This is a genomic window from Erwinia magellanica, assembly GCF_039023495.1.
In the GTDB taxonomy this organism is placed as follows: Bacteria; Pseudomonadota; Gammaproteobacteria; order Enterobacterales; family Enterobacteriaceae; genus Erwinia.
Genome location: NZ_JBCHVC010000001.1, coordinates 896273 through 908052 on the forward strand (window position 1 = coordinate 896273; position 11780 = coordinate 908052).

Below are 11780 nucleotides of genomic sequence, written 5' to 3' on the forward strand. Positions count from 1 at the left end.
ATGGCGTCATTGCCAGAGAAAGAGAAACTGGTGCGTAACTTTACCCGTTGCGCTAACTGGGAAGAGAAGTACCTGTACGTTATTGAGCTGGGCGCGATGCTGCCAGAATTGTCTGAATCCCTTCATCAGCCGGAAAACATCATCTCGGGCTGTCAAAGCCAGGTGTGGATCCTGATGGATTCCGATGAAGAAGGGCGCGTTATCCTGCGCGGTGACAGCGATGCTGCCATAGTTAAGGGCTTGATTGCCGTTGTTTTTGTTCTTTATCAACGCATGACTCCGGCCGAAATCCTGGCCTTTGATGTGCGTCCCTGGTTTGAACAGCTCGCTTTAACTCAGCACCTTACGCCTTCCCGTTCTCAGGGGCTGGAAGCGATGATCCGTGCCATCCGGCAAAAAGCTCAGGTTCTTTCTCAGAGCTGAGTTGCTACACTTCCCGACAGGCTTCCCGCTTCGCTGGCGGGAAGTTTCATCAGCCTGAACGGGAAATCCGCATGAAACCTCTGTCTACTTTTGCCGCACTTTTCTTTACCATTCTCACCTCCACGCAGTATGCCAGCGCTACGGAGTACCCCCTGCCTCCAGAAAACAGCCGCTTAATTGGTGAGAACACCACTTATACCGTTCCAGCCGATGGGCGATCGCTGGAAGCTGTGGCAGCACACTACAAAATTGGCCTGTTAGGCATGCTGGAAGCTAATCCAGGCACCGATCCCTGGTTACCCAAAGCGGGAAGCCAGTTGACTATTCCCACCCAGATGCTGCTACCGGATACAAAAAGGGAAGGGATTGTCGTAAACGTCGCCGAGCTGCGGCTCTACTACTATCCTGCAAATGAGAACAAGGTCATTGTCTATCCCATCGGGATCGGCCAGCTTGGGGCCAACACGCCAGCCATGGTGACCAGCATCAGCCAGAAAATCCCTAATCCTACCTGGACACCCACACCGAATATCCGTAAGCGCTATGCCGCGGAAGGCAAGACCTTGCCGGGTACCGTGCCTGCCGGGCCGGATAACCCCATGGGGCTGTATGCCATGCGTCTGGCATATGGCCAGGGCCATTATCTGATCCATGGCACCAATGCGGATTTTGGTATTGGTATGCGCGTCAGCTCCGGCTGTATCCGCCTGCGGCCTGACGACATTGAGGCGCTGTTTAACAGCGTACCTAAGGGTACCAGGGTGCAGATTATCAATCAGCCGCTGAAGTATGCTGTAGAGCCAGATGGGAAACGTTATCTCGAAGTTCACCAGCCGCTGTCACACAGTGAAAAGGACGATCCGCAGACCATGCCGATTACGCTGACCGCAAACGGCAAAAAATTTGTGAAGAGCGACAAGAGTGATGCTGAGATGATTAAACAGGTTATTGAGCGTCGTTCTGGCATGCCGGTGATAGTGAGTCAGGGAGAAACGGTAACAGATCCCAATGCATTACCCGTTAACCCGCAGCAGAGCGATTCTGAAGCGCCTCTGGCCTCTTCTGCTACTGCGACTCAGATAAAAGGCGAAAGCCCGCAGAATTGATTGTAAGGCGTTATAGCGACGTGTCTGAGGAGAAGAAGGGAGAGGAAGAACGGCAGGGAGCCACAGACAAAAAAAATGGCGCACAATGTGCGCCATTTTCAAACCAGAACTCTTACTTACGGTAAGAGTGAGCCTGGTTGTCCAGACGCTGGTTAGCGCGAGCTGCGTCATCTTTAGCAGCCTGAACGTCAGAACGCATTGCGTTCACGTCGTTGCTCAGCTGGTCAACTTTAGCGTTCAGAGTCTGCACGTCGGTAGACAGCTGATCGATTTTAGCGTTGCTTGAACAGCCAGCCAGCAAAGTTGAACCCAGGATTACCGCGCCCAGTACCAGTTTAGTACGATTCATTATTTATACCCTCTAGATTAAGTTAATCTCCATGTAGCGTTACAAGTATTACACAAAGTTTTTTCTAATGAGAATAAATTTTTGATGAGAAAGTGCTTAATTTTGATCGTTCGCTCAAAGATGCACCGTCTTTCCACTTTTTCACAAAAAAATTAGCTAAAACAGGCGGATTTAATTGGACTCATCTTCGGAAAATAAAAATTGAATCGTTAAATTCGATTGAAAATTTTAAGAGTACTCCTTATCACAGTTGTAAAAAAAGCGCCCTTAAGGCGCTTTTTTACTACAAGGCGTAATCTTCTATTACAGCACGTGCACAGAGGCGGTATTTGTGGTTCCACTTGGCACTAATGCGCCAGAAACCATCACTACGACGTCCCCTTTCTGACCATAGCCGCTTGCTACCGCCGCTTCTTTACCAAGGCGGTAGAAATCGTCTGTAGACGCAATTTCTTTTACCACAGAGGTAACGATGCCTTTGCTTAACAGCAGCTGACGAGCGGTCTGCTCATTGGTGGTTAAGGCCAGAATCGTGGCGTTAGGGAAGTATTTACGTACCGATTTGGCGGATTTACCGCCCTCGGTTGCCACCACAATCAGCGGTGCTTCCAGGTTTTCGGCAGTCTCTACCGCGCCACGACACACCGCTTCGGTGATACGCATTTTACGGTTGTCGTGCTGAGAGTCGATACGGCTTTTCATCACGCGGTCAGTCCGCTCGCAGATGGTGGCCATAATGGTCACTGACTCCAGCGGGTATTTCCCTTTGGCGCTCTCACCAGAGAGCATTACCGCATCGGTGCCGTCCAGAATGGCGTTGGCAACGTCGCCCGCTTCTGCACGGGTAGGGCGCGGGTTTTTGATCATGGAATCGAGCATCTGCGTTGCGGTGATCACCACTTTGCGCGCACGGTTACATTTCTTGATCATCATTTTCTGTGCAAAGATCACCTCTTCAACCGGGATCTCTACGCCTAAATCGCCACGAGCCACCATGATGCCGTCGGAAGCATCAAGGATTTCGTCGAAATTGTTCAGGCCTTCCTGGTTTTCGATTTTGGAGATGATCTGGATGTGCTCACCGCCATGCTGCTTAAGGTGCTCACGGATTTCCAGTACGTCGGAACGCTTACGGATAAAGGATGCGGCTACAAAATCCACGCCCTGTTCACAACCAAAGATCAGGTCGCGCTTGTCTTTTTCCGCCAGTGCCGGCAGCTGGATAGAGACGCCAGGCAGGTTAACGCCTTTATTCTCGCCCAGGTCACCGTTGTTCAGAACCTTACAAACCACGGTGTTTTCGGTCACTTCGATCACTTCCATGCCGATCAAACCGTCATCCACCAGCACGGTATTACCCACCTTCAGGTCTGCGGTTAAGCCTGCGTAGGTCACAGCAACGCGTTCAGTATTACCAATGACCGACTGATCGGTAGTAAAGGTAAAGGTCTGACCCGCTTTCAGTGACGCATCGGTGCCACCTTCCAGCTTCATGGTACGGATTTCAGGGCCTTTGGTATCCAGCAGGATAGCCGCCTGATGTCCGGTTTTGCTCATCACGGCACGCAGATTCGAGATACGTTTACCGTGCTCTTCGTAATCACCGTGGGAGAAGTTAAGGCGCATTACGTTCATGCCCGCATCAAGCAGGTTGGTCAACATTTCTTCGGATTCGGTTTTTGGACCGATAGTACAAACAATCTTGGTCTTTTTCATGACGAGTTTTCTATTAAGTTGTGATGGATGAGAAAAGCGAGATCCCGGAGCCTGAGTGAGCGCCGGATAAGAATTCGTGCCTGAGTGGCAAACTGCGATACAGAATAAGAATAGGTGAAGGTGGTACAGCGTGCAGGGGAAGTTGAGACGCGGTTTCAGCGCGCGCGCAGAAATGCGTTGCGCAACAAGCTATCGTTTTTGCTAAAGGGTCAACCATACGCTGAAACCATTCAAGTGAAACAACGTCCCGTATTATAGTCGTTAAGTGCGCGAAAACCAATTAAAAAGCAGCGGGCAATGCAGCAAAGGTTGCGGTAGATCAGCTTGTTGCGCATCGGAGAGAGCAGGAAGTTTTATTTGGAAGCGTGCAGGATGGTGCGTTCTAGAGGACTCGAACCTCCGACCCCCACCATGTCAAGGTGGTGCTCTAACCAACTGAGCTAAGAACGCTTTAATTTTGGTGCGTCCGAGTGGACTCGAACCACCGACCCCCACCATGTCAAGGTGGTGCTCTAACCAACTGAGCTACGGACGCACTGTGGTGCGTTCTAGAGGACTCGAACCTCCGACCCCCACCATGTCAAGGTGGTGCTCTAACCAACTGAGCTAAGAACGCATCTGCTTGCTGTCTTGGTAACAGCGGGGACGAATATTAACGACAGCCTCTACGCCTGGCAAGCGGAAATCTGTTTTTTTCTTCGCGACTGCTGCGCAACTGTGCGAAGCGCAGCAATTTTGAACATGGCGTGGTTAAAAATATCGATAAATTAATGCGCTGCGCGTGCCAGAATTATGTCGGCTGGCTTCTGTTGCAGGCGCCGCATCCGCCAGACCATCATTATTGCCGCCGAAGTCAGGCCGATAATAAAACCGATCCAGAAACCGGCTGGCCCCATCCCCGGCACCACCCAGTCCGTCAGCGCCAGAATGTAGCCGCTGGGCAGACCCAGCAACCAGTAGGCAATAAACGTAATAAAGAAAATAGAACGGGTATCTTTGTAGCCGCGCAAAATTCCGCTGCCAATAACCTGTATCGAATCAGAAAACTGATAAATGGCGGCCAGGAGCATCAGATGAGAGGCCAGGGCGATCACTTCAGGGTTATCCGTATAGAGTTGAGCAATATGTCCACGGAAGGTCACGGTAAAAATCGCCGTCATCATTGCCAGCGATACGCCCACGGCCTGTGCCGTCCAGGCAGAGACGCGCGCCGCTTCGGTAGATCCCTGCCCAAGTCTGTAACCCACGCGAATAGTGGTAGCCACGCCCAGCGAGAGCGGCAAAACAAACATCAACGAGCTGAAGTTCAGCGCAATCTGATGCCCTGCAACATTCACGATTCCCATTGGAGAAACCAGCAGGGCAACCACGGCAAACAGCGTGACTTCGAAAAACAGCGCCAGCGCGACGGGCAGACCCAGCTTAAATAACCGCCACAGAATTGCGCTGTCCGGCGGACTGAAACGGCCAGCTACGCGGATATCACGCATCGAGTGGGCACGACCGGCCCAATATTTCATGGCGATAAACATTACCCAGTAGACGGACGCGGTAGCCACACCACAGCCCACGCCGCCCAGTGCAGGCATGCCAAAATGGCCGTAGATAAAGATATAGTTAACCGGAATATTCACCAGCAGGCCGATGAATCCCATCACCATGCCGGGTTTGGTTTTGGAAAGGCCTTCGCACTGATTGCGGGCTACCTGGAAGAAAAGGTAGCCTGGCGCTCCCCACAGCAGCGCATGGAGATACCCTTCGGCAATATCTGCCATATGGGGATCAATATTATGCATAGAGCGGATCAGGTAACCGGCGTTGTAGAGCACCACCATGATGACGACAGCAACCATTGCCGCCAGCCAGTAAGCCTGACGAACCTGAAAAGCTATGCGATCGCGCCGGCCAGAGCCGTTATACTGTGCAACCACCGGCGTAAGTGACAAAATCAGACCATGACCGAAGAGAATGGCTGGCAACCAGACTGAGGTGCCAACAGCAACGGCGGCCATGTCCGTGGCGCTGACAGCGCCGGCCATAATGGTATCGACAAAGCCCATAGCGGTTTGCGCAACCTGCGCAAGGATCACCGGGATTGCCAGCGCTAATAATTGACGCGCTTCTGTAAAGTACTTCTGCACACATACACCTATCGGTTAAAAAAAGGGACTACGAAAGTAAAAAACGCTATTTCTGCGATATAAAAGCAGGGCTGGTCGCACAGTGTAATGTTCGCAGAGAAAATAGCCAACGTCCGCGTTAAGAATAGCTCGTTATGTCACGAGATCTGCGGGATGCCATTTGGTTTTATCCGGTGACCAGGGCAAACTAGAGCCAGAATCTTTTAAAGAGGCCACAACTATGTTTACCGGTATTGTGCAGGGCACCGCTGAGGTGCTGGCAATTGAAGAGAAACCTAATTTTCGTACTCATATTGTTAAATTACCGGCGGAAATGCTGCCTGGTCTGGAATTAGGCGCTTCTGTCTCTCACAACGGTTGCTGCCTGACGGTGACGGAAGTGCAGGGCGATCGGGTAAGCTTTGATCTGGTGAAAGAGACGCTGCGCATTACCAATCTGGGTGATCTGAAAGTGGGGGATACCCTGAACGTTGAGCGAGCGGCAAAATTCAGCGATGAGATTGGCGGTCACTTAATGTCCGGCCATATTATGACCACGGCTGAAATCAGCAAAATAGTGACTTCAGAAAATAACCGGGAAATATGGTTCCGGCCGCAGGATGCTATGCAGATGAAATACATTCTGCATAAAGGTTTTATTGGTATTGATGGCATCAGCCTGACGGTGGGTGAAGTCACCAAAACTAAATTCTGCGTTCATCTTATTCCAGAGACACTTGCCAGAACCACGCTGGGCACCAAACGCCTGGGCGATCGCGTCAATATCGAGATCGATCCCCATACTCAGGCGATAGTCGCAACTGTCGAGCGGGTGCTGGCTCAGCGGGAGGCGGCTTTGCTCGCCGCGGCTGCTTCAGAGCAATAGATAAAAAAAGGCCGACAGCGCGGGTCGGCCCTTCTGGTCTCTCATCCCCATTAGTGCGGAACGCGTAATCCCCCCTCCACGCCATGAGTAAAGACCACCTGCCAGAGCTGAATATCGCGCGCGCGGAAGGCTCCAGCACAGGCATTAAGATAATAAACAAACATTCGCTTAAAGCGCTCGCCATATTTTCCAGCCAGTTCCGGCCAGCCGGCCAGAAAACGCTGATGCCAGGCCATTAACGTGGTGTCGTAATCCTGGCCAAAGTTATGCCAGTCTTCCATCACGAAATAGGGTTCCTGTGCATCGGCAATATGACGCACAGAGGGCAGGCAGCCGTTGGGGAAAATATATTTATTGATCCACGGGTCCACTTTTTCGTCGGTAGTATTGGCACCAATGGTGTGGAGCAGGAAAATACCGTCAGGCTTCAGATTACGATTGACCACCTCGAAATAGGTCGCGTAATTTTTTGGCCCTACATGTTCAAACATGCCGACAGAGACTATACGGTCATACTGTTGATTGAGATCGCGATAGTCCTGCAACAGAATAGTGACATCCAGCCCTTCACAACGCTGCTGGGCCAGTTTTTGCTGTTCGGCAGAAATAGTCACGCCGTAGACGCTCACGCCATAATTTCTGGCCGCAAACTCCGCCAGACCGCCCCAGCCGCAACCAATATCCAGCAGCGACATTCCCGGCTCCAGCTTCAGCTTATCGCAGATCATTTTTAATTTAGCCTGCTGGGCCTGTTCAAGAGTCTGCGCTTCTTTCCAGTAGCCGCAGGAATATTGCATAAAGGGATCGAGCATCAACGAGAAAAGGTCATTGCCGAGATCGTAATGCTCTTTGCCCACAATCCAGGCGCGCTTACGTGACTGTAGATTGGTTAATCTGGCCGCAGCGACTCTCAGCGTATCTTTAAAGTGGTGGGGGAGCTGTTGATCGAGTTTAGCCAGCAGGACGCGGTGAAAGAACATATCAAGCCGTTCACATTCCCACCAGCCATCCATATAACTTTCACCCAGACCCAGTGACCCTTCCTGTAAAACGCGCTTGAAGAAGTCAGGATTGGTTATTTTTATATCCCATGGACGGGTACCGTTGATCTCAATATCAGCGTTGCGCAACATATCCTGGATGATTCGGTACCACTGATTCTCTCCAAGGCTCACTTCTTCTATACACGATGAACTCATAGCTTCTCCATCACCCTGTGTGATTGAAACCTGAGAAAAAGAATAGACAATTTCTACAGGATTTGAGAATACGCACGGCATAACCGTACGCCTGACATCCGGCGTTACAGAGGATTGATTTGAATACCTACAGAGTTGCGCAACGAAAGCCACGCGGAATAGCATGCTGACAGCCCTGTCAGGACTCTAAAAAGTGCAAAATAGTTGTTATTATTTGTAGCCTGAAATGAGTATATGCTCACGTCAGGCACAATTCAACGGAATATTGTTAGTGTGCTAATCAATTAATTCAAGCCGTTAGCGCCCGCCATGTGCGCCCGCCAGAGCCATCTCTTGTGATTTCACACGTTGTAAAATATAGCCGATTATCGACAAAACGACAGTGGAGAGCATAACCAGCGAGGTGGTAAACAGGGAGCTGGTGATAAACGTCGACACAATCAGGCTGGCAACACAGCATAAACCCAGCTGTAGCGTGTTCTGCAAGGCAGCAGCTTTGCCGCTGGATTGCGGAAAGGGCAGCAGAGCATTAGCGACCACAATCGGATAAATCGCACCATTTGCCAGCGCCATACCACAGAAAGGCGTCAGCAAAGCATACAGGGAAGGTTCCGGCAGTTGAGCGGCAATAAAGAAGGCGACGATACTCACGCCATAAAGAGCCAGCAGCCAGGGTAACAGCGCGCTTCCCTCAAGGTGTTTCAGCAGGCTGCGGCAGCCATACCCGCCAATCAGGAAAGCGAGCGTTTGCGGTACATAGCTCAGGCCGATATCTCCGGGCGTCATGCCCAGCGCTCCCAGGATGAAAGGAGACCCTGTTAACCAGGCAAAGAAGCTGGCTGAACAGGCGGCATATATCAGCACGTTACCGCTGTAGACCGGGGATTTTAACAGGCTGATAAAGCTCATCTTCTCACTGACTGTCTGAGTTGCCTCTTTACGGGGTGACGCAAGAAACAGAGTACAAATCAGCAAGGCAACCGCGACCAGCAACAGCGTGATAAAAATCGCACGCCAGGTAAAGTGGTTAAGCAGCCAGGCACCCAGCAGCGGGGCAAGCGCGGGCGAAAGGGCGACCAGAGGCATGATTGAGGCAAAAACGCGGTTAGCCTGCGCGGCCGGATAGCGGTCAACAACCAGCGCCTGCCAGCTCACTGCGGCGGCACAGATGCCGATGGCCTGCGCAAATCGAAGCGCCAGCAGCAGGGAGGCGGATTGCACCCACCACATCGCGGCACAGCTGATGGCAAACAGACTCAGGCCCATCAACAGCACGGGCTTGCGGCCAATACGATCGGAAAGCGGCCCCCAAATCAGCTGACCGCTGGCAAAACCGGCCAGAAACAGGCTGAGGCTGGCGCTGATGATGCCCGCGCTGGTTTGCAGGTCTTGCTGCATAGCGATAAAAGCAGGCAGGTACATATCGGTCGCGAGAAAACCCGCAACGCTGAGTAGCGCCAGGTAAACAATAAATCCTTTTGAAGGCATTTTTTCTCTCTTACAGGTAATGAATCGAACGCCGCAGAGTGTAAACGCGTGTCAATCAGCTTGTGAAACGGTAATATTTGCCTCTTCCCTTCAAAAAAATTGCAGGCAGCTTATGTGGTCAGAACACGCTTTGGAAGTTGTTGATGCCGTTGCCCGTTCGGGCAGTTTCACCGCAGCCGCGGCTGAGCTGCACCGCGTTCCCTCCGCTATCAGCTATACCGTGCGGCAGCTGGAGGAGTGGCTGGCAGTACCCCTGTTTGAACGGCGGCACCGGGATGTGGTGCTGACCGAAGCGGGACGGGTATTTGTGCAGGAAGGGCGAAGTGTTATCAAAAAAATGCTCGCCACCCGGCGGCAGTGTCAGCAGGTGGCCAACGGCTGGCGTGGACAGATCAATATTGCCGTCGATCGGATAGTCAAACCTCAGCGCACGCGCCAGCTGGTGGTGGACTTTTACCGCCATTTCCCCGACATGGAGCTGCATCTGTCGCCAGAGGTGTTCAACGGCGTCTGGGATGCGCTGGCCGATGGCAGGGTTGATGTGGCCATTGGGGCTACTCAGGCTATACCTGTGGGCGGCCGTTTTGCCTTTCGCGATATGGGAGCACTGAACTGGCGCTGCGTGGTGGGAGCAGATCATCCTCTGGCGCAGCACCGGGAGCAGGTTATCAGCGAAGAGGCGATCCGGGAATGGCCCTCGCTGGTGCTGGAGGACACCTCGCGAGCGCTCCCCAAACGAACAACCTGGACCCTGGATAATCAGCGGCGGCTGGTGGTGCCAGATTGGGAAAGTGCTTTCGACTGTCTGTCAGCCGGGCTGTGCGTGGGCATGGTACCGGGACATTTTGCCCGGCCTCTGTTGAAACAGGGCACACTGCACGAGCTAAAGCTGGCAGCCAGTTTCCCCGACAGCCCCTGCTGCGTCAGCTGGTCTGAACAACAGGCGTCACCGGCGCTGAGCTGGCTACTCGATTATCTGGGTGAGAGCGATACGCTGAACAGCGAATGGCTGCGCGAAGAGGAGTAAAAAGCCTGAACAGCGCAAGCCGGGGGTAAAATATGCCCCTGGCTTGCAGCAGGAAAGAGGCAGGCAGAAGGCTTAGCGGCGGTAATCCAGGAAAGGACCGTCAGCGACCGAGCGACGTTCGATCAGGGAAGGATGTACCTCAATGGTCTGCGGATCTTCCCGTTTGCTGGTGATACGGTCCAGCAGCATATCGAAAGCGGTCTCGCCTAAGCGCTCTTTAGGCTGATGAACGGTAGTCAGTGCTGGTGTAAAGTAACGGGCGTTGCGCACGTTATCATAACCGATCACCGATATATCCTGCGGAACCCGTAACCCCATCTCGTCCGCAGCGCAAATGGCGCCCATGGCCATGACGTCACCGCCACAAAAGACCGCCGTTGGTCGCTGTTTCTGCGATAAAATCTGCTGCATCGCCTGATAGCCAGACTCCGGTTCGAAATCTCCCTGCACCAGCCACTCTTTACGGAGCGTAATATTGGCTTCAGCCAGCGCCTTCAGGAAGCCGGCATGGCGGCCGCCACCGGTATTGCGCTCCATTTGTCCGGGGATCACGCCGATATCGCGGTGACCCCGATCGATCAGGTAGCGCCCGGCCAGATAGCCGCCCTCAAAAGCGTTATCCAGCACGGTATCGGTGAAGTCTCCGCGAGACTCGCCCCAGTCCATAACGACCATCGGGATATTGCGGTTCTCTTCCAGCATTTTGATCAGCGGATCGGGATACTCAGAGCACATCACCAGCAGACCGTCCACGCGCTTTTGCGCCATCATCGACAGATAGGCCTGCTGCTTTTGCAGATCGTTATGGGCATTGCCCAGGATCAGGGTATAGCCTTTTGCGAAACAGCGGTTTTCCACCGCTTCAATAATCTCGGCAAAGTAGGGCGCTTCGCTGGAGGTGGCTAACAGACCAATAGTTCTGGTGTGATTAACCTTAAGGCTGCGGGCCACTGCACTGGGGGAATAGTGCAGCGATTTAATTGCAGCCCAGACGGCCTCCCGCGTCTCTTCGGCGACAAAGCGGGTTTTATTGATGACGTGGGAGACGGTGGTGGTCGACACCCCGGCCTGCTTTGCCACATCTTTAATTGTTGCCATGAACTAGCTACTCCTGCGCTTATCTCAACGTGTTGATAAGCCTGTTGTTAATCGTTTGCCTGAAAAGAGTAAAACCTGACGTCTTAAATCGGTTTAAGTTGCTGTCGGATTCGTCAGGAAGGAAAAGAGTGGTCGTCCGCAGAATTGTGACTGAGCGGACGTTGCGCAACAAAAAGAATTCTAACAAGGCTGAGCAGAGAAAACGAGATTTTTACCGATAAGTATGGGAAAATTGATAACACTATTAACTGTAGGGCTATTCAGAGGATATATGGATACCGATTTAAAGTTCTCATTACTGACCACGGTTTGCGCTTTGGTGATGATTATGGCGTTCAGCTTTACCGCCATCATGCACTAACTATAAA

11 protein-coding genes and 3 tRNA genes are annotated in these 11780 nt (G+C 52.4%); 5 read left to right on the forward strand and 9 right to left on the reverse strand.

Translation table 11 applies throughout. The annotated features are described in order from the left end of the window. A complete protein-coding gene (gene sufE / locus AAH450_RS04115; RefSeq protein ID WP_342909033.1) occupies window positions 1–423 on the forward strand; it encodes a cysteine desulfuration protein SufE in 423 nt (140 codons plus the stop codon). Between the two features lie 71 nt (window positions 424–494). After that, on the forward strand, window positions 495–1529 hold the full coding sequence (locus AAH450_RS04120; protein ID WP_342909034.1) for a L,D-transpeptidase family protein: 1035 nt from the start codon (window positions 495–497) through the stop codon (window positions 1527–1529). 112 nt (window positions 1530–1641) lie between these two features. Here AAH450_RS04120 and AAH450_RS04125 read toward each other — a convergent pair whose 3' ends face one another. The 6 genes from AAH450_RS04125 to AAH450_RS04150 form a co-directional block, all read right to left on the reverse strand. Beyond that, window positions 1642–1878, reverse strand: coding sequence for a major outer membrane lipoprotein (locus AAH450_RS04125; RefSeq protein ID WP_013201929.1), 237 nt, complete (start codon window positions 1876–1878; stop codon window positions 1642–1644). Between the two features lie 303 nt (window positions 1879–2181). Further along, window positions 2182–3594 (reverse strand): pyruvate kinase PykF, encoded by a 1413-nt coding sequence (gene pykF / locus AAH450_RS04130; protein ID WP_342909035.1) that lies wholly within the window; start codon window positions 3592–3594, stop codon window positions 2182–2184. Between the two features lie 373 nt (window positions 3595–3967). Then, a tRNA-Val gene (locus AAH450_RS04135) sits at window positions 3968–4044 on the reverse strand. Between the two features lie 8 nt (window positions 4045–4052). Next, window positions 4053–4129 (reverse strand) — tRNA-Val (locus AAH450_RS04140). Window positions 4130–4133: 4 nt separating this feature from the next. After that, window positions 4134–4210: transfer RNA gene (locus AAH450_RS04145), tRNA-Val, on the reverse strand. A gap of 151 nt (window positions 4211–4361) precedes the next feature. Then, window positions 4362–5735 (reverse strand): MATE family efflux transporter, encoded by a 1374-nt coding sequence (locus AAH450_RS04150; RefSeq protein WP_342909036.1) that lies wholly within the window; start codon window positions 5733–5735, stop codon window positions 4362–4364. 220 nt (window positions 5736–5955) lie between these two features. Between AAH450_RS04150 and AAH450_RS04155 the strand changes: the two genes are divergently transcribed. Beyond that, window positions 5956–6600, forward strand: coding sequence for a riboflavin synthase subunit alpha (locus AAH450_RS04155; protein WP_342909037.1), 645 nt, complete (start codon window positions 5956–5958; stop codon window positions 6598–6600). Window positions 6601–6650: 50 nt separating this feature from the next. Here the strand turns inward: AAH450_RS04155 and cfa are convergent, their stop codons facing one another. After that, a complete protein-coding gene (gene cfa, locus AAH450_RS04160; RefSeq protein WP_342909038.1) occupies window positions 6651–7799 on the reverse strand; it encodes a cyclopropane fatty acyl phospholipid synthase in 1149 nt (382 codons plus the stop codon). A gap of 297 nt (window positions 7800–8096) precedes the next feature. Next, window positions 8097–9287, reverse strand: a complete 1191-nt coding sequence (gene punC / locus AAH450_RS04165) for a purine nucleoside transporter PunC (RefSeq protein ID WP_342909039.1) — start codon at window positions 9285–9287, stop codon at window positions 8097–8099. Window positions 9288–9399: 112 nt separating this feature from the next. On the opposite strand from punC, the gene punR reads away from it, so the two are divergent. Continuing rightward, complete coding sequence (gene punR / locus AAH450_RS04170) at window positions 9400–10314, forward strand: DNA-binding transcriptional activator PunR (RefSeq protein ID WP_342909040.1); 915 nt, start codon at window positions 9400–9402, stop codon at window positions 10312–10314. Between the two features lie 72 nt (window positions 10315–10386). Here punR and purR read toward each other — a convergent pair whose 3' ends face one another. Further along, complete coding sequence (purR, locus tag AAH450_RS04175) at window positions 10387–11412, reverse strand: HTH-type transcriptional repressor PurR (protein WP_342909041.1); 1026 nt, start codon at window positions 11410–11412, stop codon at window positions 10387–10389. Window positions 11413–11683: 271 nt separating this feature from the next. Here purR and cydH point away from each other — a divergent pair, with 271 nt between their 5' ends. After that, a complete protein-coding gene (gene cydH, locus AAH450_RS04180; protein WP_342909042.1) occupies window positions 11684–11773 on the forward strand; it encodes a cytochrome bd-I oxidase subunit CydH in 90 nt (29 codons plus the stop codon). The last annotated feature ends 7 nt before the right edge of the window (window positions 11774–11780 follow it).